Source organism: Agromyces aerolatus (assembly GCF_031432255.1).
Classification (GTDB): Bacteria; Actinomycetota; Actinomycetes; order Actinomycetales; family Microbacteriaceae; genus Agromyces.
The window spans coordinates 87,647-109,620 of record NZ_JAVKGQ010000007.1 but is presented as its reverse complement, the minus strand read 5'-3'; the positions used below and the strand labels follow the sequence as shown (position 1 = coordinate 109,620).

Here is a 21,974-nt window from a genome sequence, read left to right as displayed (position 1 = left end):
CTTTCACAGTCCCGGTGGCGGCGGGCAGGATGGGCTCATGCGCCTGTACCTCGCCTCGACGTCTCCCGCTCGACTCCAGCTGCTGCGACAGGCGGGCATCGAACCGGTCACGATCTCGCCCGGTGTGGACGAGGAGGCGCTGGTCGAGGAGATCGAGACCGTGCGCGGGCCGCTGGCCGCGCACGAGCTCGTCCAGCTCCTCGCCCAGGCGAAGGCCGAGGCGGTGCTCGGCGCACGCGCCGATGGGAGGCCGATCGACGGGCTCGTGCTCGGCGGCGACTCCGCGTTCCTGCTCGGCGAGCGCATCTACGGCAAGCCGCACCGCGCGGAGGTCGCGCGAGAGCGCTGGCACGGGCAGAACGGCGCGACCGGCGAGCTGTGGTCGGGGCACTGGCTCATCGACCACCGGGGCGGGCGGGTGCGGGGCGCCGTCGGCCGGCCCGCGGTCGCCTCCGTGAGCTTCGCTCGGCTCGACGACGCCGAGATCGATGCGTACGTCGAGTCGGGCGAGCCGCTGAAGGTCGCGGGCGCGTTCACGGTCGACAGCCTCGGCGGGCCGTTCATCCGACGGGTCGAGGGCGATCCCTCGACGGTCGTGGGCCTCTCGCTGTCCACGCTTCGCGAGCTGGTCCGCGAACTGGGTGTGGCCTGGACCGATCTCTGGACGCCCACGCACTGACGCGGGATTTGTCGCCGTCCGCAAGCCGGTCCCGTCGTTTTTGTAGGGGTCGCCCAAAGGTGGGCCTGCGCCCGCGAATAGGCTTGGGGATCATGCCGCGCATCACCAAAGTCCTCATCGCCAACCGGGGTGAGATCGCCGTCCGCGTGGTCCGCGCGGCTCGCGACGCCGGAATCGCCTCCGTCGCCGTCTACGCCGACCAGGACCGCGATGCCCGCCACGCCAAGCTCGCCGACGAGGCGTACGCGCTCGACGGCGCAACGAGTGCCGAGACCTACCTCGTCATCGACAAGCTGCTCTCGGTCGCCCGCCGGTCGGGCGCCGACGCGGTGCACCCCGGCTATGGCTTCCTCGCCGAGAACCCCGAGTTCGCGCGCGCGGTGATGGCGGCGGGCCTGATCTGGATCGGACCCTCGCCCGAGGCGATCGAGCGCCTCGGCGACAAGGTCTCGGCCAGGCATGTGGCCGAGAAGGTGGGCGCGCCGCTCGCGCCCGGCACGCTCAACCCCGTGGCGGATGCCTCGGAGGTGCTCGAGTTCGTCGACGAGCATGGTCTGCCCGTGGCGATCAAGGCCGCCTTCGGCGGCGGCGGCCGCGGCCTCAAGGTCGCCCGCACCCGCGAAGAGGTGCCCGAGCTGTTCGACTCGGCGACGCGTGAGGCCGTCGCGGCCTTCGGTCGCGGCGAGTGCTTCGTCGAGAAGTACCTGGACCAGCCGCGCCACGTCGAGACGCAGTGCCTCGCCGACGAGCACGGCAACGTCGTCGTGGTGTCGACCCGCGACTGCTCGCTGCAGCGCCGGCACCAGAAGCTCGTCGAGGAGGCGCCCGCGCCGTTCCTCTCCGAGGCTCAGGTCACGGCGCTGTACGACGCGTCGAAGGCGATCCTCCGCGAGGTCGGGTACGTCGGCGCCGGCACGTGCGAGTTCCTCATCGGACAGGACGGCACGGTGTCGTTCCTCGAGGTGAACACGCGCCTCCAGGTCGAGCACCCCGTGTCGGAGGAGGTCACGGGCCTCGACCTCGTGCGCGAGCAGTTCCGGCTGGCCGAGGGCGGCGTGCTGGACTACGACGACCCCGCGGCGATCGGGCACTCGATCGAGTTCCGCATCAACGGCGAGGACCCCGGCCGCAACTTCCTTCCTGCGCCGGGTCCCGTCCACCAGCTGCGCTTCCCCGGCGGCCCCGGCGTGCGCATCGACTCGGGCGTCACCTCGGGCGACGAGATCTCGGGCGCGTTCGACTCGCTGCTCGCCAAGCTCATCGTCACGGGCAAGGACCGCGAGGAGGCGCTGGCGCGCGCGCGGCGTGCGCTCGACGAGTTCGAGGTGACGGGTCTGCCGACCGTGCTGCCGTTCCACCGCGACATCGTGCGCAACCCGGCGTTCGCACCCGAGGGCGACGCCCCGTTCTCGGTGTACACGCGCTGGATCGAGACCGAGTACGACAACCGGCTCGAGCCGTGGACCGGTGAGCCGACCGAACTCCGCGGGCCCGCGGAGCGTACGAACGTCGTCGTCGAGGTCGGCGGCCGCCGCATCGAGGTCTCGCTGCCGAAGAAGCTCATCGGCGATTCCACCGGTGCGGGCGCGGCGAAGACCGCGCGCCCCGCACCGCGGCGTCGCGGCGGCGCCCACTCGGTCGACACCGCGACGGGCGATGCCGTGACCGCGCCCATGCAGGCCACCGTCGTCAAGGTCGCGGTCGCCGAGGGCGACCGCGTGGTCAAGGGCGACCTGGTGCTCGTGCTCGAGGCCATGAAGATGGAGCAGCCGATCGTCGCGCACAAGGACGGCGTCATCGGCCTCGTGAACGCCGAGACGGGCGCCACCGTCTCGAGCGGCCACGTGCTGCTCTCGATCGCCGACGCGTAGGCTGCCACCCGCCGAGCGGGTCGAGCGGGTCGACGAGACAGCCGCAACCTCTGGCATGATCGCAGGAGCTGACGAACGGAGCGCGCATGATGACCGAGGCGGTTCCCGGGCGCTATCCGACCGATCGTCGTCCGAGCTTCCTCGCCGCGGTCGTCATCACGCTCGTGATCCTGGGCTTCGGTTTCGTCGTCTTCGGGTACACGCCCGCGGTCATCGCGACGCTGTACGTGGGCATGTTCGCGTCGTATGTCGCGATCCCGTACACGGTGATCGCCCTCGTGGTGCGCGAGCTGACCGCACGTCGCGCGCGCACCCGGGCCGAGGGAGCCGATGTGAGCGATGACGCCATCCGGTTCGGCCTGTTCCGGCAGCGTGCGTCGCTCGTGAACGCGGTCGCGATGCTCGCATTCCTGCTCGTGACGATCGCCCTGAGCCTCTCGTGGGGCGGGCAGCCGGCGGTCGGCATGGGACCGTCCGGGGGCCTCATGACCCTGGGCACGTTCGCCCTCGTGGCCGGCACGTTCGCGATCGTGGTCAATGTGCCGTCGATCTACTCGAGCCGGGTCGTCGGATCCGAGCGGCACGCGATCCGCGAGCGCATCGGCGCGTGGAAGCTCATCCTCGCCACCACGATCCTCACGACGGCCTCCTGGATCGCGTATTCGGGCTTCGCGCTCTACTTCCTCACGCTCTCGATGTGGTCCTGATCACGACGAACGCCCCTCCGGTCGGAGGGGCGTTCGCTGACTGACCCGTCGCGAGGCGGTCAGGCTTCGACGGACGGCTGCTCCTGCGGGTGCTCGTGCTGGACGAGCGTCCCGGGGGAATCGGCGCCCTCGACGGCGATCTTCCTGGGCTTCGCCTTCTCGCTGACCGGGATCGTGACGCTGAGGACGCCGTTCGAGTAGGTCGCGGAGATGCGGTCGGTGTCGACGCCCTGCCCGAGGTTCAACTGGCGCAGGTACGACGCGGCCTCGCGCTCGCGCACGATCCACTTGACGCCCTCACCGGCGGGCAGGCTCCGCTCTGCGCGGATGGTGAGCAGCTGCCCGTCGACGTCGATGTCGACCGAGCCCGGATCGATGCCGGGCAGGTCGGCGCTCAAGACGTAGTGGTCGCCGTCGCGGTACAGATCCATGGACATGCGACGCGGGCCACGCCGGGTCTCGAAGAGCGCAGACGCCATGCGGTCGAGGTCGCGGAACGGGTCGTAGGTGGTGGCCATGTGTGCTCCCTTCATCAGATGCCATCAGATGTTGAGTCACTTCGACTCAACTTGAGAACAGGATAGCAAGTTGAGTCGAACCAGCTCAAGTCCCGAGTGGAGCGATGCTCGGGTCAGAGGGTCTCGTGGTTCGCGAGCTTCTCGGTGAACTGCTGGATGCGGCGGGCCCGGGTGTCGGGGCGCTTGGCGTCGGCGATGCGGAAGAGGAACGGCCAGCGCTTCGAACGGCCGAGCGTGGCCCAGAAGGCGGATGCCTCGGGGTTCGCGTCGAGCGCGGCCTGGAAGTCGGGTTCGGGCCCGGCCGTGCTCATGCGGTAGGCCGCGTCCCAGCGGCCGTCGGCCTTCGCGCGCTCGATCTCGGCGTGCCCCTGCGGCCGCATGCGCCCGGCGTCGATGAGTCGCTGCACATGCTCCTGGTTGATCTGCGACCACGGGCTGCGAGCGCGGCGTGGCGTGAACGCCTGCGCGACGTAGTCGTCATCGTGCCGGCTGACCTGCCCGTCGATCCAGCCGAAGCACAGCGCGACGTCGAGCGCCTCGGCATACGAGATTCCCGGCGCCGAGGAGGTCTTCTTGCGGAGCACGAGCCGCACGCCACCCTCGGGCGGATCGTTCTCGAGGAACGCCTCCCAGGCCTCGGCGGAGAGCGGCCCGATCAGCGGCTTATCGGCGAACGAGACCATGCGCCCAGGCTAACCCTCGCCTCCGACACCCACGTGCTGCTGACATACTCCCCATTCGACTCCCGCCACCTGACGGACGGGCGCTAATCCGGCAGGTGAGCGGCGATAGCGCCGATGTCCGTTCGGTTGGAGCCGGAGATGATCCAGCGGCCGCTGGATTTCCCGTCGCCGATCTGCAACTTCCCGTCGCCGACCTGGAGGAACTGCGCCTCTCCGCGCTTCCGCGCCTCTTGGCTCGAAAACACCACGAACTCGAGGTCCGCGCCTTCGTCACTTCGACAGGTCACGATGGAATCGGCTGTGTCAGCCGGCGGCACTGTCCGATGGCACCCATACCCGCGATCCTCGGCCAGGCGCACGAAGCGGCCCTCCAGGTCTATGGACGAACACGCGGTGAATGCGAGGACGATCGCGACCGCGCAACCCGCGTACGCGAGGAGCGACCGCGCGGAACTCACTTCAGTAGTGCCTCGCGGATCGCGAGCACTCCGCCGTGATCGATCGAGAACCGATCCGCGCGAGCGGGATCGTAGGTGATCACGGATCGCTCGTCGCCGGAAAGGACCTCCATCTGCGCGCGGCCCTGCGCCACCGCATCCTGGTTGAACATCGCCGAGTGAGCCTGCTCCCCGCGAGCAGCGCTCAGCTCGATCGATCCGTCATCCCGAGTGGCGACTTCGACTCGCCAGCCCGCGATTTCGGCCGAGTCGATCGAGGGTTCGACGAGTACGCCCTCTCGCGGTCGGCTGACGTCGAGCGCCCTGCCGTAGCTTTTCCCGGAGCATTCGCCTGGTACACCGCCGGAGAAGAATACGTTGAAGCGACCGGCTCGAAAGGATCTGACATTGTTCACCGTCGCCTCCCCAGCCCATGCGCTCGTGCCGGCATCGCCGAAGTACACGGTGATGCGACTCATTCCGGCCGTCGACCCTCCTGAACCTCGGATGCCCGTTCGGGATTGCGAAAGTGTCGCGCCGGTTTCGATGCGCCACGCGTCGTGACATGTCGGCCCGTCATACCATGTGGCGTCAGCCGCAGTTGCTGACTGCGTGCCAGATGCGATGAGCGCGATGGCAGCGACGACAGCTGCGATGCACACTGATTTCCTTCTACGCATTCCACGGCCTCTCTCGGCTCTGAACTGAATGCGTATTACTATCTCATTAATCCGGGGGTATCGCCAGAGAACGCATCACCGGGTCCGTCCTCCGAGTGCTCAGCCGAGGAGCTCGGCCGCGTAGGCGCTGACGCCGCGGCGGAGCTCGAAGTAGATCTCGCGGACGTCGGCCGCGACATCCGCCTCAGCGCGCCGCGCCCACTCGTCGAAGGCGAGCCGGAAGGTCGTGGCGACGATCGCGACGAGCGCGCGCGCGGTGAGCGCATCGCTCTCGTCGCCGGTCGCGGCGACCGCGGCCGCCGTGAGGATGCCGATGTGCTCCTCGTCGCGCTGCAGCGCGATCGCGAGCAGTGAGGGCTCGGCGGCGATCAGGCGCCGGGTGCGGAGCACCCGGTCGCGCGCACCGTCCTCGCGCGCGAAGTCGTCGAGGAGTCGCAGCCAGCCGGTCTCGAGCGCGGTGCTCACGGGGGCGCCCGCACGAACCGCGGCGAGGGTCTCGCTCATCACGAGCTCGGCCTGCTCGTCGTCGACGAAGACGGCATGCTCCTTGGTCGGGAAGTACCTGAAGAACGTGCGGGGCGACACGCCCGCGGCGTGGGCGATGTCGTCGACCGTGGTGCCGGCGACACCGTGGCGCTCGAACAGGTCGAGGGCCGCGTCGGAGATCTCGTCGCGCGTCGCCTGCCGACGTCGCTCGCGCAGGCCGAGCGGTGCTTCGATCGGTTCGTCGGGTTCGTCGTCCGCCATGCGCGAAATTCTACAGCTCGCGCCAAGTTGGCAGAGTCTGCCATAATTGTCGACGCCGCTCGTGGGCAATGGCGCGCCCGAGACATCCGACCTCGAAGGACCCCTGGTGACCACCGCCCAAGCCGCCCCCGGCGCACACTCTCCCGCATCCTCCCCCGCCCCGCGTACCGGGCCCGTGATCGCCCTGCTCGTCGCGGCCGCGTTCGTCGTCATCCTCAACGAGACGATCATGAGCGTTGCGCTGCCGCGGCTCATGGCCGATCTCGACATCACCGCGGCGACCGCGCAGTGGCTCACGACCGGCTTCATGCTCACGATGGCCGTCGTCATCCCGCTCACCGGGTGGGCGCTCGAGCGGTTCAACATCCGGACCGTGTTCTTCACCGCGATGGGGCTCTTCGCCGTCGGCACGCTGATCGCCGCGCTCGCGCCCGGCTTCGGCATCCTCCTCGCCGGGCGCATCGTGCAGGCCGCCGGCACCGCCATCATGATGCCGCTGCTGTTCACCACCGTGCTGAACGTGGTGCCGCCGACGCATCGCGGCCGCATGATGGGCGTCATCTCGATCGTGATCGCGGTCGCCCCGGCCATCGGCCCGACCGTCTCGGGTGTCATCCTCTCCGCGCTCGACTGGCGCTGGATGTTCTGGATCGTGCTGCCCATCGCCGTGCTCGCGATCGTGCTGGGCGCGATCTGGGTCAAGAACGTCACCGTGCCGCAGCGCGTGCGGTTCGACCTCATCTCGGTCGTGTTCTCGGCGCTCGCGTTCGGCGGGCTGATCTACGGGCTGAGCAGCATCGGCGAGGCGGCGACGGGCCACGCGCCCATCCCGGTGTGGATCCCGATCGTCGTCGGGGCGCTCGCGCTCGTCGCGTTCGTCTTCCGTCAGCTCTTCCTGCAGCGCGAGGACCGTGCCCTGCTCGACCTGCGCACCTTCACCTCGCGCTCGTTCTCGCTCGCCGTCGTGCTCGTCGTCGTCGCGATGGGCGCCATGTTCGGCACTCTCGTGCTGCTGCCGATCTACCTGCAGCAGGTGCTCGGCCTGTCGACGCTCGAGACCGGCCTCATGCTGCTGCCCGGCGGCGTGCTCATGGGCGTGATCGCACCCATCGTCGGCTCGCTGTTCGACCGGTTCGGCCCCCGGCCGCTCGTCATCCCCGGCATGATCGTGGCCGCGGCCGCGCTCTGGGGCATGACCACCTTCGGCGTCGACACGCCCGTGTGGTGGATCATCGCCGTGCACCTCGCGCTCAACCTCGGGCTCGGGTTCGTGTTCACACCGCTGCTCACCTCGGCGCTCGGCTCGCTCCCGCGCCCCCTGTACCCGCACGGCAGCGCGATCGTCGGCACCGTGCAGCAGCTGGCCGGCGCGGCGGGCACGGCGCTCTTCGTGACCATGATGTCGCTCGGCCTCGCCTCGGGCCTCGAGCGCGGCGACGCCGTGGTCGAGGCGACCGCGAGCGGCATCCACTCGGCGTTCGTCACGGGCGCGATCATCGCGCTGGGCGCGGTCGTGCTCGCCTGCTTCGTGCGGCGACCCGCGGCGGATGCCTCGAACGAGACGGATGTCTCGGACGAGCAGCCGATCATGACCCACTGATCGCCGGGGTCGCCGCGGTCGCCGCGGTCGCCGCGGTCGCCGAGCTCACCGCGGTCGCCGCGCGCCTCGGCCGGGCTGCCGACGGCGTCAGAGACTGCCCTGCGGCGTGGGCAGCTCGACCTCGCTGACTCCCCCGCCGGCGAGCCGCGAGCGGCGCCGGCCGTAGAGCAGGTAGATGACCACGCCGAGCGCGAGCCAGACGAGGAACCGCACCCAGGTGAGCGTGGTGAGGTTCAGCATCAGCCAGAAGCAGAGCACCGCCGAGAGGATCGGCAGCACGGGCGACCACGGCACCCGGAAGCCGCGCTTGAGATCCGGCCGCGTGCGGCGCAGCACGACGACCCCGAGGCTCACGAGCACGAACGCCGAGAGCGTGCCGATGTTGATCATCTCTTCGAGCAGGCCGACGTCGGTGAACGCGGCGATGAGCGCGACGATGAGACCGCCGATGATCTGGATGCGGGCCGGGGTCTTCGTGCGAGTCGTCGTCTTCGAGAGCCAGCGCGGCAGCAACCCGTCACGGCTGAGCGCGAAGACGATGCGCGACAGGCCGAGCAGCAGCACCATGATCACGGTCGTGAGCCCCGCGAGCGCGCCGAGCGAGATCACCGCCGAGGCCCAGTCCTGACCGACGAGCCGGAACGCCGTCGCGAGCGACGGGGTCTCCTGTTCCGCGAGCTCACGGTAGGAGACCATGCCGGTCATGACGATCGAGACGAGCACATAGAGCGCGGTGACGATGCCGAGCCCGAGGAAGATCCCGCGCGGCAGGCGGCGCTGCGGGTCGCGGACCTCTTCGGCGCTGGTGGCGACGACGTCGAACCCGATGAAGGCGAAGAACACGAGCGATGCGGCGGCGAGCATGCCGAAGACCCCGTACTGCGCCGGTTCGGCCCCGGTCGCCCACGAGAACAGCGACTGCGTCCACGCGTCCTCGCGGCCGCCGCCGGTGGGCACCGGCTCGGGGATGAACGGGGTGAAGTTCACGGCGCGCACGAAGAAGAAGCCGACCACGATCACGAACAGCACGATGCCGACCTTGATGAGCGTGAAGACCGCCCCGACTCGCGCGGTGAGCTGGGTGCCGGCGACGAGCAGCGCGGTGAAGATCGCGACGATGAGGAACGCGGGCCAGCTCACCGTGAGCCCGCCGATCTCGAATGTGGACGGGAACGGTACCCCGAACGCCAGGAGCGCCTCGCCGAGGTAGACGCCCCAGTACTTCGCGAGCACGGCCGCGGCCGTGAACATCTCGAGAATCAGGTCCCAGCCGATGATCCACGCGAGCAGCTCGCCCATGGTGGCGTACGTGAAGGTGTAGGCGCTCCCGGCGACCGGCACGGTCGAGGCGAACTCGGCGTAGCACATGATCGCGAGCCCGCACGTGACGGCCGCGAGCACGAACGAGACGATGACCGACGGGCCCGCGAAGTTCGCGGCGGCCTGGGCCCCGACCGAGAAGATGCCCGCGCCGACCGCGACCGCGATGCCCATGAGCGCGAGATCCCAGGTCCCGAGCGAGCGCTTGAGGCTGCGCTCTTCATCGTGGGCGTCGGCGATCGACGCCTCGACCGATTTCACACGCAGGTTCATGTGAGTTCCCCCTCGAACTGCACCGGCGCTGGAGCATGCCGGTGGCCGGAGCTCGCCCCCGCGGCGCCGACCGTCCAAGCGTACGTCGTGCGGCTCCGGACGGGGCCGTTCGCGGGGAACTTGGGGAGAGAGTCGGGAGTTCAGCGAACGATGTGCATCGCGCGCGCGGCGTCGGTCAGCGACCCCGTGAGCGACGGGTAGACCGGGAACGCCTCGGCGAACTGGTCGACCGTGAGCCGGTGCTCGACTGCGAGCGCGAGCGAGAAGATCAGCTCGGACGCCTTCGGGGCGACGACGACCCCGCCGATGATCGCACCCGAGCCGCTCGAGGCGAACAGCTTCACGAACCCGTCGCGGATGCCCATCATCTTCGCGCGCGGATTCGACGAGAGCGGCAGCTTGTAGACCACGCCGGGGACCATGCCCTCCTCGATCTCCTTCTCGGTCCAGCCGACCGTGGCGATCTCGGGCTGGGTGAAGATGTTCGAGGTGATGTTGCGGTTCTCCGGCGGGTCGACGATGTCGCCCATCGCGTGGAACACCGCCGTACGGCCCTGCATCGACGCGACCGAGGCGAGCGGGAGGAACGTCGTGCAGTCGCCCGCGGCGTAGATGTTCGGCATCGAGGTCCGTGCCACCCGGTTCACCCGGATGTGCCCGCTCTCGGCGAGCTGCACCCCGGCCTCGGCGAGCCCCAGGTCGGCCGTGTTCGGCACCGCGCCGACCGCCATCAGGCAGTGGCTGCCGTGCACCTCGCGCCCGTCGGTGAGCGTCGCCACGACGCCGTCGCCCTCGCGGCGCACCGACTCGGCCCGGGACTTGTTCAGCACCTTCATGCCGTTCCGCGTGAAGACCTTCTCGATGACCGCGGCGGCATCCGCGTCCTCGCCCGGCAGCACCTGATCGCGGCTCGAGATGAGCGTGACCGCGGCGCCCAGCGCTCGGTAGGCGGACGCGAACTCGGCCCCGGTGACGCCCGAGCCCACGACGATGAGGTGCTCGGGGATCTCCTGCAGCTCGTAGAGCTGCTTCCACGTCAGGATGCGTTCGCCGTCGGGCACCGCGCTCGGGAGCACGCGCGGCGTGGCGCCCACCGAGATCACGAGCGTGTCGGCCTCGATCCGGTCGAAGTCCGTGCCGCCCTTCGCCGTGGACACGATGAGGGCGTTCGGCCCGTCGAGCCGGCCTTCGCCCTGCACGAGGTTGACGCCCGCCTCGAGCAGGTTCTGGCGCATGTCCTGCGACTGCTGCGCCGCGAGCCCCAGGAGCCGCTTGTTCACCGCGGCCAGGTTGATCGCGACCTGCGGCTTCATGGCCCTCGCGTGCTCGGCGTCACCCTTCGCATAGAACTGCACGCCGAGATCGGCGGCCTCCTTCACGGCATTGGATGCCTCCGCGGTCGCGATGAGCGATTTCGACGGGACGACGTCGGTGAGCACGGCCGAGCCGCCGACCCCTGCGCGCTCGATGAGCGTGACCTCCGCGCCCAGCTGGGCGCCCGCGAGCGCGGCCTCGTAGCCGCCGGGGCCTCCTCCGAGGACGGCGATTCTCTGGGTGCGCTCGAACTCGTAGGCCATGTTCATATTCTGTCCCAGCGTCGGAGAGGCCGCCAAACGAGGCCGAGGGCGGGCCGAACGTGCCCGAGCGCGGCACGCGTGCCGGCGAGCGCGCACACGAGCAACGGCCGCCCGAGGCATCCGCCCGCTCACTAGCATGGGGGGATGCAGGATCTGAACCCGCTCGACGACCCCGCCGCCGATCCGTTCGTCATCGCCCAGGAGGCGGCCGACCGCATCGCCGAGCTGACCGGGGTCGCCCGCCACGATGTCGCACTCACCCTCGGCTCGGGCTGGGGCAAGGCGGCCGACCTGATCGGCGAGACCACGCACACCATCCCCGCGAGCGAGGTCCCGGGCTTCTCGAAGCCCGCCCTCGAGGGACACGTCGGCACGCTGCGTTCGGTGCGGCTGCCGAACGGCACGCACGCGCTCGTCATCGGGGCGCGCACCCACTACTACGAGGGCCACGGGGTCCGCCGCGTGGTGCACTCGGTGCGCACGGCCGCCGCAGCCGGAGCCCGGATCATGATCCTCACCAACGGCGCCGGCGGCATCAAGGAGCACTGGACGCCGGGCACACCCGTGCTCATCAGCGACCATCTCAACCTCACCGCGGACTCGCCGCTCGAGGGCGCGACGTTCATCGACCTCACCGACCTCTACTCGTCGCGGCTGCGCGAGCTCGCGCGCTCGATCGAGCCGAACCTCGACGAGGGCGTCTACTGCCAGTTCCGCGGCCCGCACTACGAGACGCCGGCCGAGGTGCAGATGGCCAAGACCATCGGCGGTCACCTCGTCGGCATGTCGACCGCGCTCGAGGCGATCGCCGCGCGCGAGGCGGGCATGGAGATCCTCGGCATGTCGCTCATGACCAACCTCGCCGCGGGCATCCAGAAGACCCCGCTCAGTCACGAGGAGGTCCTGGAGGCCGGCCGGGCGGCGGAGCCCGTGATCTCGAAGCTGCTCGCCGACATCGTCGGCGCGCTCTAGCCGCGCGACACGCACCCGCTCACCTGGAGGAGGCACCGATGGCGGAGGTCCAGCTGTCCGAGGACGACGCGCAGCGTATCGCCCTGGCCGAGTCGTGGATCGCGCAGGATCCCGACCCGGAGACCCGCGACGAGCTCGCCGGGCTGATCGAGTCCGGTCGCTCCGGCGACCGCGCGGCACTCGCCGAGCTCGCCGAGCGCTTCGACCGCCGGCTCGAGTTCGGCACCGCCGGCCTGCGCGGTGAGATCGCCGCGGGCCCCAACCGCATGAACCGGGTGCTCGTGGCGCAGGCCGCCGCGGGGCTCGCGGCGTATCTCGTCGAGCACGCACGCCCGGGCGCGACGCCGTCGGTGGTCATCGGCTACGACGGGCGCAAGAACTCGGCCGTGTTCGCGCGGGACTCGGCCGAGATCATGGCGGGCGCGGGTGTGCGGGCGATCCTGCTCCCCCGCCTGCTGCCGACGCCCGTCCTCGCCTTCGCGGTACGCCACCTCGAGGCGAGCGCGGGCGTCATGGTGACGGCGAGCCACAATCCGCCGAACGACAACGGCTACAAGGTGTACCTCGGCGGCGAACACGGCGGCTCGCAGATCGTCGCGCCGGCCGACGCCGAGATCGCGGCGCATATCCAGCGCGTGGCCGACGGCACCACGGTGCCCGAGCTGCCCCGCGGCGAGTTCGAGACGGCGCCCGAGTCGATCGTCGACGACTACGTGCGCGAGACCGCACAGCTGGCCTCCCATGCGGGCGCCGCCGCGCGGCACCAGCCGAGCACGGTGTACACCGCCATGCACGGCGTCGGCTGGGAGACCTTCGCACGCGTCCTCGAGACGGCCGGCTTCGCGCCCCCCGCGCTGGTCGACGCCCAGATCGCCCCCGACCCGGCGTTCCCGACCGTGTCGTTCCCGAACCCCGAGGAGCCGGGCGCGATGGACCTGGCGTTCGCGCGGGCGCGCGAGGTCGGCGCGGAGCTGATCATCGCCAACGACCCCGACGCCGACCGGCTCGCGGTCGCCATCCCCGACCCCACGTCGGAGGTGGGCTACCGTCGCCTCACCGGCAACGAGGTCGGTCTGCTGCTCGGCTGGCGCGCCGCCGAGCTCGCCGCCGGCCCCGACGGCGGCGGCGACGGCACGCTCGCGTGCTCGATCGTCTCCTCCCCCGGCCTGCAGACCGTCGCCGAGGCGTACGGGCTCGACTTCCGCGCGACGCTGACCGGGTTCAAGTGGATCTCGCGCGCACCGGGCATCGTGTACGGGTTCGAGGAGGCGCTCGGCTATCTGGTCAACGCGCACACCGTGCGCGACAAGGACGGCATCTCGGCGGCGCTCGCGTTCCTCGATCTCGCCACCGGTCTGAAGGCCGAGGGACGCACGGTCGCCGAGCACCTCGACGCGTTCGTCGAGCGATTCGGATGCTTCGCCTCCACGCAGATCTCGATCCGGGTGACCGACCTCTCGCGCATCGCCGCGGTCATGACCCGGCTCCGCACGCACCCGCCCGCGACGCTCGGCACCTCCCGCGTCGAACGCATCGACGACCTGGCGGACGGGTTCGACGACCTGCCGCCGTCCGACGTGCTGCGGATCGTCGTCGAGGGCGGAAGCCGGGTCACGGTCCGCCCCAGTGGCACCGAGCCGAAGCTCAAGATCTACATCGACGCCGTGTCGGCGGCGGGGTCCGTGGCCGAACGCCGCTCCGCGGCATCCGCCACCGTCATCGCCCTCGAGGCCGCGCTTCGCACACTCGTCGCCTGACCGGCCCGGCGCGCCCGGCCGGCCGGCCGGCCGGCCGGACCCGGCGTAGCGACCGAGTGTTACCGAATCGGGCCGAATGTTCACGTCGAACGGCCTCACTCGGTACAGCTCGGTCACACTCGGCGACGTGTCGCGCTCAGCCGAGGCTGCGCTGCAGGTGCTGCGCGATCTCGTCGACGTCGAAGTAGTTGCCAACCTCGACGATCTCGGCGAACGTGCGGCCGAGCTCGGCGCGCACCTGCGCCGAGAGCTCGGTCGAGGTGAGCACGATCTGCGCATCGGCCGACGCGGCGGCGACATCGCCGAGGCCGCACGCGCTGACCTCGGCGTCGAGCTCGAGCCGCTCGAGCGCCCGCTCGGCGTTGGCCTTCAGGATCGCCGAGGTGCCGACGCCGACCCCGCAGACGGCGACGATCTTCATGTCGGCACCTCCTCGGCACGGGCGTCGAGCACCGCACGCACCTCGTCGGGCGACGTCGCGGCCGCGACGCGCGCGACCGCACGCGGATCGTTGAAGACGTTCGCGAGCGCGGCCACGAACGCGACGTGCTCGGCGGGCGTCGCGACCGCGACACCGAGCACGACCCGCACGGGATCGTTGTGCGGATGCCCGAACGGCACCGGCGTCTTGAGCGTCACCACGGCGAGCCCTTCCCGCCGGACATCGGGGCCCGGTCGAGCGTGCGCGAGCGCCAGGCCGGGCGCGATCACGACATAGGCGCCGAACTCCTCGATCACCGCGATCATGCGGTCGGCGTACTCGGAACGCGTCGAACCCGATCGGGTGAGGGCGCGGCCGGCGAGTCGCACCGCGGCGCGCCAGTCCGCGGCCGCGGCGCGCAGCACGACGGCTGCGTCGGGTACGGGTGGCAGGGTCATGGATCAGGCGGCGTCGAAGCCGTCTTCGATCTGCTCGGCGAGCTCTTCGCGGTCGTCGAGCGGCAGGAACGCCGCGGCGGCCGCGTTGAGCTGGAACGCCTCGAGGTCGTCGAGGTCGTACCCGAACGCGTCGGAGAGCAGCGCGAGCTCACGCGTGAGCGTCGTGCCGGACTGCAGCCGGTTGTCGGTGTTCACGGTGACCCGGAAGCCCAGCTGATACAGCAGGTCGAAGGGGTGGTCGACGAGCTCATCGCCCCACGCCGCGATGGCGCCCGTCTGCAGGTTCGACGAGGGGCTCGTCTCGAGCGCGATCTCACGGTCGCGCACCCACTGCGCGACCGGACCGAGCGACACGTAGGTGTTCTCGTCGTCTTGCCGCTCGATCACGAGGTCTTCGGCGAGACGCACACCGTGGCCGAGCCTGAGCGCCCGGCCGTCCACGAGCGCACCGCGGATCGACTCGATGCCGTCGGCCTCGCCGGCGTGCACCGTGACCGGGAAGAACTGCGTGGCGAGGTAGTCGAACGCGGTGCGGTGGCGGCTCGCAGGGAACCCGGCCTCGGCGCCCGCGATGTCGAACCCGACGACGCCGCGGTCGCGATGGCGCACCGCGAGCTCCGCGATCTCGAGTCCGCGATCGGCGTGCCGCATCGCGGTGACCAGCTGGCCGGTCCGGATGCTCCGCCCCTGGTGCCGCACGTCGTCGGCACCCTGCTCGAGGCCCGCCTGCACCGCCTCGACCGCCTCGTCGAGCGTGAGACCGCGCGTGAGGTGCTGTTCGGGCGCCCATCGGACCTCGCCGTAGATCACGCCGTCGGCCGCGAGGTCGTGCACGAACTCGCGTGCGACGCGCGTGAGGCCCTCGCGGGTCTGCATGATCGCCGTGGTCAGGTCGAACGTCTTCAGGTACTCGACGAGCGACCCCGAGTTCGACTGCACCGAGAACCATTCGGTGAGCGACTCGACGTCGGAGGCCGGCAGCTCGAGCCCTGCGGCGTCGCCGAGCTCGATCAGGGTCTGGGGTCGCACGCCGCCGTCGAGGTGGTCGTGCAACGAGACCTTGGGAAGGGCCCACAGGTCAGCGCCGTCACCCTCGAGTCGGTACACCGGATTCGTCTCCACGATCTCAACGATAGTGGCGGCACTGCCGACGAGTCTCGGCAATTTCGAAGCTGGCACGCCGTTGGTCGAGTAGTGAGCGCCAGCGAGCGTATCGAGACCCGGCGAGCCGCCCTCGAGACCGGGTCACCGGGTCTCGATAGGCGTGCTCGTTCCTCGCTCGCTCCTCGACCAGCGAGGTCACTTGCCGATGCGCTCGACGATCAGGGGGCCGCCGTCTTCGACGGTGTCGCCCTCGTCGCCGATGCGCCACGCGCCCTCGACCGAATCGAGCGCCCGCGCGAAGCGCGCCGGCTCGTCGGCGTGCAGGGTGAAGAGCGGCTGCCCGGCCGTGACCCGGTCGCCCGGCTTGGCGTGCAGATCGATGCCGGCCGCGTGCTGCACCGGGTCCTCTTTCCGCGCGCGGCCCGCGCCGAGCCGCCAGGCGGCGATGCCGAACGGCAGTGCCTCCTGCGCGACGAGCACCCCGTCACGATCGGCCGTGACGACGTGGCTCTCGCGCGGCGTCGGCAGCGAGGCATCCGGATCGCCGCCCTGCGCCCGCAGCGTGGCACGCCACACGTCCATCGCCCGGCCGTCGTCGAGCGCTGCCTCGACGTCGGCGCCGGGCTGCCCGGCGAGCGCGAGCATCTCGCGCGCGAGCGCGAGGGTGAGCTCGCGCACGTCGGCCGGCCCGCCGCCCGCGAGCACCTCGACCGACTCGCGCACCTCGTTCGCGTTGCCGATCGTGAGCCCGAGCGGCACGTTCATGTTCGTGATCAGCGCGCTCGTCGCAACCCCGGCGTCTTCGCCGAGCTCGACCATGGTGCGCGCGAGCTCGCGCGAGCGCTCGATGTCCTGGAGGAACGCGCCCGAGCCGAACTTCACGTCGAGCACGAGCGCACCCGTGCCCTCGGCGATCTTCTTCGACATGATCGACGACGCGATCAGCGGGATCGCCTCGACGGTGCCCGTGATGTCGCGCAGCGCGTAGAGCTTCTTGTCGGCCGGTGCAAGCCCTGCACCCGCGGCGCAGATGACCCCGCCCAGGTCGCGCAGCTGCGTCATGATCTCGTCGTTCGAGAGGTCGGCGCGCCAGCCGGGGATCGACTCGAGCTTGTCGAGCGTCCCGCCCGTGTGCCCGAGGCCGCGGCCCGACAGCTGCGGCACGGCGACGCCGAACACGGCGACGAGCGGCATGAGCGGCAGCGTGATCTTGTCGCCGACCCCGCCGGTGGAGTGCTTGTCGGCGGTCGGCTTGCCGAGCCCCCCGAAGTCCATGCGCTCGCCCGAGGCGATCATCGCCATCGTGAGGTCGCGGATCTCACGGCGGGCCATGCCGTTCAGAAAGATCGCCATGGTCATCGCCGACATCTGCTCGTCGGCGACGTACCCGCGCGTGTACGCGTCGACCAGCCACTGGATCTCGGGGGTGCTGAGCTCGCGCCCGTCGCGCTTCGCGCGGATCAGGTCGACGGCGTCGAAGGCCTCCACGGCGGTCATGCCGGCTCCCCTTCGATGTTCGCACCGCGATACGCGGCGAGGGTTCGCGGGCCGAACGCGTCGGGCAGCACCTCGTCGATGGTCTTGATGCCCGAGACCGTGTCGAGCAGCATGCCCTCGGCCGAGTGCTCGTACAGCAGCTGCCGGCACCGCCCGCACGGCATGAGCGTCTCGCCGTGGCCGTCGACGCACGCGAACGCGACCAGCTTGCCGCCCCCGGACATGATCAGCGCGGACACGAGCGAGCACTCGGCACACAGCGTGACCCCGTACGACGCGTTCTCGACGTTGGCGCCCGTGACGACGCGCCCGTCGTCGGCGATCGCCGCCGCGCCGACCGGGTACTGGGAGTACGGCACGTACGCCTTCGCCATCGCCTCGCTCGCGAGCTCGCGCAGGTGCGCCCAGTCGATGGTCGCCGATTCGGTCATCATGTTCCCTCGGTCTCGCGTCGGTCGGTCGGTTTCCGGATGCCTCGCCCGCACGCCGGGCTCAGGACTTGCCAGGTTCAGGACTTGATATAGGGCTTGCCCGCCGCGGCCGGGCCACGCACCTTGCCGACGAGTCCCGCGACGGCGAAGATCGTGATCACATACGGGAGCATGAGCAGGAACTCGCTGGGCACGGGCGAGCCGATGACGCCGAGGGTGTTCTGCAGGTTCGACGCGAAGCCGAACAGCAGCGCGGCGAGCGTGGCCTTGATCGGGTCCCACTGACCGAAGATCACCGCGGCGAGGGCGATGAAGCCCGCTCCGGCGGTCATCTCCTTGTTGAACGCGCCGACCGAGCCGAGCGTGAAGAACGCTCCGCCGAGGCCCGCGATCGCGCCCGCGAGCGAGACGTTCCAGAAGCGGGTGCGTGGCACGTTGATGCCCACCGTGTCCGCGGCCTGCGGGTGTTCACCCACCGAGCGGAGCCGGAGTCCCCACTTGGTGTGGAACAGTCCGATATAGACCGCGATCACGGCGATGTACATGAGGTACACGATGATCGTCTGCCGGAAGAACGTGGGCCCGATGATCGGGATGTCCGACAGGAGCGGGATGTTGATGCGCTCGAATCGGGGTGGCGAGTTCAGCGCGGCGGCATTGGGCGCGAGCACCTGCGAGAACAGGAAGCTCGTGAAGCCCACGACGAGCACGTTCAGCACGACACCCACGATGACCTGGTCGACGAAGTACTTGATCGAGAACGCGGCGAGCACGAACGACACGAGCACGCCCGCGACGGCCGCGGCGAGCAGGCCGAGGTAGGGGTTGCCCGTCGCGGACGCGACGATCGCGGAGGTGAAGGCACCGGCGAGCAGCTGACCCTCGATCGCGATGTTGATCACGCCGACGCGCTCGGAGATGACCCCGGAGAGCGAGCCGAAGATCAGCGGGACCGAGAGGCTGAGCGCACCCGCGAGCAGGCCCGCGAGCGGGATCACGTTCGTCGACGCGCCCGCCGCGGCCCACGTGAGGAACCCGATCACGAACACGACCGCGAAGACCGCCATGAGCCAGATCGGCACCTTGCGGCGTGCGCGGACCATGAACGCCGAGGCGACGGTGATCGCCGCGAGCAGGGCCAGGACCACCCAGGCCGTCACGGTCGCGTTCAGCACGACCTCCGGCAGCTGCAGGGCGTCGCCGGCCGCGGAGATGCGGAACGTCGCCTCGCCGCCGTGCGGCGCGAGCAGGAACAGCAGCGCCGCGAGCACGGTGACGATGCCGAACGCGATCGGCGCCTTCCAGCTCACGACGACGGTCTTCGCGAGCGTCGGCTCCTGCGGTGCGACCGCCTGGTGCTGAGGTGCGATGGTCATCTGGCCGCCACCTCCTTCGTCACGATCGGTCGAGGTCGCTTGGGACCGGCGCCGGGGGCCGGGAGCCGGAAGATCGCGCGCACGAGCGGCGGCGCGGCGATGAACAGCACGATCAGCGACTGCACGACGAGCACGATGTCGATCGGCACACCCTCGGCGGCCTGCATGCTGAACCCGCCGGCCTTGAACGCCCCGAACAGGATGCCCGCCGCGAGCACGCCCCACGGCGTCGACCGGCCGAGCAGCGCGACCGTGATCGCGTCGAAGCCGATGCCCGCGTCGATGCCCGATGAGAACCCGGTCGTGACCGTGCCGAGCACCTGGCTGACGCCCGCGAGCCCGACGAGCGCACCCGAGATGAGCATCGCGTAGACGTACATCGACTTCACGTTGATGCCCGCGACCCGTGCGGCGTTCGGGTTCTCGCCCACGGCGCGGAACTGGAAGCCCAGCGCCGACCGGTCGAGGATCCACCACACCAGCACGACCGCGGCGATCGAGAGCACGAACCCGAAGTGCAGGTTGTACTGCGGCCCGAGCAGGTCGAAGAAGACCGCGGTGTCCTTCATGGGCGGGGTCTTCGGGTTGTTGGACCCGGGCGCCTGCAGCAGGCCCGGCGTGCGGAGCATCCAGGTCACGAGGTAGAGCGCCACATAGTTGAGCATGATCGTGACGATCACCTCGTGCGCGCCCGTGCGCGCCTTCAGCAGACCCGCGATGCCGGCCCAGAGCGCACCCGCGAGCATGCCCACCAGCAGCGCGACCACCATGTGCAGCACGGGGGGAAGGTCGAACGAGAACGCGACCCAGCCGGCTCCCGCCGCCGCCATGAGCATCTGACCGCGGCCACCGATGTTGAACATGCCGACGCGGAAGGCGAGCGCGACGCCGAGGCCCGCCGCGATCAGCGGCGTCGCGAACGTCAGCGTCTCGGTCAACGGGCGGATGCCACTCGCGAAGTCAGGCCGTCGGAAGTTGTACACCGCGCCTTGGAAGAACGCCGAGTACGCTCCGGCGACCGAGTCCCAGATCGCCACGAACGTGTCGCCGGGACGGGCGAAGAAGTACACCGAGGTCTCTTGCACCCGCTCGTCGGTGAACGCGATCATGACCGCTCCGACGACGAGGGCCAGCAGCACGGCGAGCACCGAGATGATCGCATTGCCGGTCGCGATCTCGCGGAATGCGCGATGCCAGCGGCCCTCGGGCTCGGGCTCGGGTTGCGGCTTCGCCGCGGGCGACTCGGGCGGAACCTGCGAGCCGGTCTCGAGCGCGACGTCGGGATCGTTGGGGCTGCTCACGCGGCGGCTCCTTCGTGATCGGGCGACTCGCCGGCCATCATGAGGCCGAGCGTGTCACGGGACGTGTCGCCCGGAACGATGCCCACGACCCGGCCGCGGTACATGACCATGATCCGGTCGGCGAGCGCGGTGACCTCGTCGAGCTCGGTCGACACCACCAGGACTGGGACACCGGCGTCGCGGGACTCGACGATGCGCTTGTGGATGAACTCGATCGAGCCGACGTCGACGCCGCGCGTCGGTTGCGCCGCCACCAGGAGGCGCAGGTCGCGGCTGAGCTCGCGCGCGAGCACGACCTTCTGCTGGTTGCCGCCCGAGAGGCGGCCCACCTTGGTCTCGATGGACGGGGTGCGCACGTCGTACTCGGCCACCTTCTCGCGCGCGAAGTCGGCCAGCGCGCCGCGCTGCACGTTGCCGCCCTTCACGAACGGCGCGCCGTCGGCACGGTCGAGCATGAGGTTCTCGGAGATCGTGAACTCGGCGACGAGGCCGTCCTCCTTCCGGTCTTCGGGCACGAAGCCGACCCCGGCGTTCAGGATCTTGCGGACGCTCCCGCCGTTGAGCTGCTGACCGTCGAGCCGGACCGAGCCGGTCACCCGCTCCTGCAGACCCACGAGCGCCTCGGTGAGCTCGGTCTGCCCGTTGCCCTGCACACCCGCGATCGCGAGGATCTCGCCGCGACGCACCTCGAACGAGACGTCGTTCACGACGAGCTGACCGATCGGGTCGATCACGGTGAGCCCGTCGACGACGAGCGCCGGCTCACCGAGCTTCGGCGCGTCCTTCTGCACCGTGAGCTCGACGGCGCGGCCGACCATGAGCGAGGCGAGCTCGGCGTTCGAGGCGGTCGGCGACGCCTCGCCCACGACCTTGCCGAGCCGGATCACGGTGATGCGGTCGGCGACCTCGCGGACCTCGCGCAGTTTGTGCGTGATGAACACGATCGAGGTGCCGCTGGCCTTCAGCTGGCGCATGATGGCCATGAGCTCGTCGGTCTCCTGCGGCGTGAGCACCGCGGTGGGCTCGTCGAACACGAGCACCTTCGCGTCGCGGGACAGCGCCTTGATGATCTCGACGCGCTGCTGCACACCCACCGGCAGGTCGTCGACCAGGGCGTCGGGGTCGACGTCGAACCCGAACCGGTCGGAGATCTCGCGCACGCGCGCCCGCGCGGCCTGGAGATCGAGCCGTCCGCCGAACTTGGTCTCCTCGTGACCGAGCATGACGTTCTCGGCGACCGTGAAGACCGGGATCAGCATGAAGTGCTGGTGCACCATGCCGATGCCGGCACGCATCGCGTCGCCGGGGCCGGCGAAGTGCTGGACCTCGTCGTCCAGCAGGATCTCGCCGGAGTCGGCCTGATACAGGCCGTAGAGCACGTTCATGAGCGTGGACTTGCCCGCGCCGTTCTCGCCGAGCAGACAGTGGATCTCGCCGGCCTCGACAGTGAGGTCGATGTGATCGTTGGCCACGAGCGTCCCGAACGATTTCGTGATGCCTCGGAGCTCGAGTTTCATGTCACCGATCCTAGTGTTGGGCCTGCGAATGCAGGAGAGCGTGCGCAA

The 21,974-nt window shown here is 70.2% G+C and carries 21 protein-coding genes; 6 read left to right on the top strand and 15 right to left on the bottom strand.

Annotated features, from left to right (window positions below; translation table 11 throughout):
- Nucleotides 1-37 precede the first annotated feature (37 nt).
- The 3 genes from RH864_RS10915 (at nt 38) to RH864_RS10905 (ending at nt 3,257) form a co-directional block, all read left to right on the top strand.
- On the top strand, nt 38-679 hold the full coding sequence (locus tag RH864_RS10915) for a Maf family protein (RefSeq protein WP_310517581.1): 642 nt from the start codon (nt 38-40) through the stop codon (nt 677-679).
- Nucleotides 680-771: 92 nt separating this feature from the next.
- Entirely contained in the window at nt 772-2,550 is a 1,779-nt protein-coding gene (locus RH864_RS10910) for an acetyl/propionyl/methylcrotonyl-CoA carboxylase subunit alpha (RefSeq protein WP_310517580.1), read from the top strand.
- 89 nt (nt 2,551-2,639) lie between these two features.
- Nucleotides 2,640-3,257, top strand: coding sequence for a hypothetical protein (locus tag RH864_RS10905; RefSeq protein ID WP_310517579.1), 618 nt, complete (start codon nt 2,640-2,642; stop codon nt 3,255-3,257).
- 59 nt (nt 3,258-3,316) lie between these two features.
- Here RH864_RS10905 and RH864_RS10900 read toward each other — a convergent pair whose 3' ends face one another.
- The 5 genes from RH864_RS10900 to RH864_RS10880 all read right to left on the bottom strand — a co-directional run bounded on the left by RH864_RS10900 (nt 3,317) and on the right by RH864_RS10880 (nt 6,322).
- Nucleotides 3,317-3,775: an Hsp20/alpha crystallin family protein gene (locus tag RH864_RS10900; RefSeq protein ID WP_310517578.1), complete on the bottom strand. Its 459-nt coding sequence runs from the start codon at nt 3,773-3,775 to the stop codon at nt 3,317-3,319.
- A gap of 113 nt (nt 3,776-3,888) precedes the next feature.
- Nucleotides 3,889-4,458, bottom strand: a complete 570-nt coding sequence (locus RH864_RS10895; protein ID WP_310517577.1) for a YdeI/OmpD-associated family protein — start codon at nt 4,456-4,458, stop codon at nt 3,889-3,891.
- Between the two features lie 83 nt (nt 4,459-4,541).
- Complete coding sequence (locus RH864_RS10890) at nt 4,542-4,916, bottom strand: hypothetical protein (RefSeq protein WP_310517576.1); 375 nt, start codon at nt 4,914-4,916, stop codon at nt 4,542-4,544.
- Nucleotides 4,913-5,374: a hypothetical protein gene (locus tag RH864_RS10885; RefSeq protein ID WP_310517575.1), complete on the bottom strand. Its 462-nt coding sequence runs from the start codon at nt 5,372-5,374 to the stop codon at nt 4,913-4,915. Before RH864_RS10885 ends, RH864_RS10890 begins: the two co-directional genes overlap by 4 nt.
- 300 nt (nt 5,375-5,674) lie before the next feature.
- Nucleotides 5,675-6,322 (bottom strand): TetR family transcriptional regulator, encoded by a 648-nt coding sequence (locus RH864_RS10880; RefSeq protein ID WP_310517574.1) that lies wholly within the window; start codon nt 6,320-6,322, stop codon nt 5,675-5,677.
- 106 nt (nt 6,323-6,428) lie between these two features.
- Between RH864_RS10880 and RH864_RS10875 the strand changes: the two genes are divergently transcribed.
- On the top strand, nt 6,429-7,922 hold the full coding sequence (locus tag RH864_RS10875) for a DHA2 family efflux MFS transporter permease subunit (RefSeq protein ID WP_310517573.1): 1,494 nt from the start codon (nt 6,429-6,431) through the stop codon (nt 7,920-7,922).
- Nucleotides 7,923-8,009: 87 nt separating this feature from the next.
- On the opposite strand, the gene RH864_RS10870 is transcribed toward RH864_RS10875, so the two are convergent.
- Both RH864_RS10870 and RH864_RS10865 read right to left on the bottom strand, forming a co-directional pair.
- Nucleotides 8,010-9,515, bottom strand: coding sequence for an APC family permease (locus RH864_RS10870; RefSeq protein ID WP_310517572.1), 1,506 nt, complete (start codon nt 9,513-9,515; stop codon nt 8,010-8,012).
- 140 nt (nt 9,516-9,655) lie between these two features.
- Complete coding sequence (locus tag RH864_RS10865; protein WP_310517571.1) at nt 9,656-11,092, bottom strand: NAD(P)H-quinone dehydrogenase; 1,437 nt, start codon at nt 11,090-11,092, stop codon at nt 9,656-9,658.
- A gap of 144 nt (nt 11,093-11,236) precedes the next feature.
- Here RH864_RS10865 and RH864_RS10860 point away from each other — a divergent pair, with 144 nt between their 5' ends.
- Together RH864_RS10860 and RH864_RS10855 are read left to right on the top strand one after the other, a co-directional pair.
- Nucleotides 11,237-12,064 (top strand): purine-nucleoside phosphorylase, encoded by an 828-nt coding sequence (locus RH864_RS10860; RefSeq protein WP_310517570.1) that lies wholly within the window; start codon nt 11,237-11,239, stop codon nt 12,062-12,064.
- Between the two features lie 38 nt (nt 12,065-12,102).
- The gene (locus RH864_RS10855) at nt 12,103-13,821 is read left to right on the top strand and encodes a phospho-sugar mutase (protein WP_310517569.1); all 1,719 of its coding nucleotides are present in this window, start codon (nt 12,103-12,105) and stop codon (nt 13,819-13,821) included.
- Nucleotides 13,822-13,957: 136 nt separating this feature from the next.
- Here RH864_RS10855 and RH864_RS10850 read toward each other — a convergent pair whose 3' ends face one another.
- From RH864_RS10850 to RH864_RS10815, 8 genes are all read right to left on the bottom strand, one after another.
- Nucleotides 13,958-14,242 carry a PTS sugar transporter subunit IIB gene (locus RH864_RS10850; RefSeq protein WP_310517568.1) on the bottom strand — a complete coding sequence of 95 codons (285 nt, stop codon included), beginning with the start codon at nt 14,240-14,242 and terminating at the stop codon, nt 13,958-13,960.
- Complete coding sequence (locus tag RH864_RS10845; protein WP_310517567.1) at nt 14,239-14,700, bottom strand: PTS sugar transporter subunit IIA; 462 nt, start codon at nt 14,698-14,700, stop codon at nt 14,239-14,241. The genes RH864_RS10850 and RH864_RS10845 overlap by 4 nt, the downstream gene beginning before the upstream one ends.
- A gap of 3 nt (nt 14,701-14,703) precedes the next feature.
- A complete protein-coding gene (locus RH864_RS10840; protein WP_310517566.1) occupies nt 14,704-15,822 on the bottom strand; it encodes an adenosine deaminase in 1,119 nt (372 codons plus the stop codon).
- A 177-nt stretch (nt 15,823-15,999) separates the two neighbouring features.
- Complete coding sequence (locus RH864_RS10835) at nt 16,000-17,301, bottom strand: thymidine phosphorylase (protein WP_310517565.1); 1,302 nt, start codon at nt 17,299-17,301, stop codon at nt 16,000-16,002.
- A complete protein-coding gene (locus tag RH864_RS10830; protein ID WP_310517564.1) occupies nt 17,298-17,732 on the bottom strand; it encodes a cytidine deaminase in 435 nt (144 codons plus the stop codon). The genes RH864_RS10835 and RH864_RS10830 overlap by 4 nt, the downstream gene beginning before the upstream one ends.
- Before the next feature lie 77 nt (nt 17,733-17,809).
- Nucleotides 17,810-19,108, bottom strand: a complete 1,299-nt coding sequence (locus tag RH864_RS10825; RefSeq protein ID WP_310517563.1) for an ABC transporter permease — start codon at nt 19,106-19,108, stop codon at nt 17,810-17,812.
- Nucleotides 19,105-20,409, bottom strand: a complete 1,305-nt coding sequence (locus RH864_RS10820; protein ID WP_310517562.1) for an ABC transporter permease — start codon at nt 20,407-20,409, stop codon at nt 19,105-19,107. Before RH864_RS10820 ends, RH864_RS10825 begins: the two co-directional genes overlap by 4 nt.
- Nucleotides 20,406-21,926, bottom strand: a complete 1,521-nt coding sequence (locus RH864_RS10815; RefSeq protein WP_310517561.1) for an ABC transporter ATP-binding protein — start codon at nt 21,924-21,926, stop codon at nt 20,406-20,408. The genes RH864_RS10820 and RH864_RS10815 overlap by 4 nt, the downstream gene beginning before the upstream one ends.
- Between the last annotated feature and the right edge of the window lie 48 nt (nt 21,927-21,974).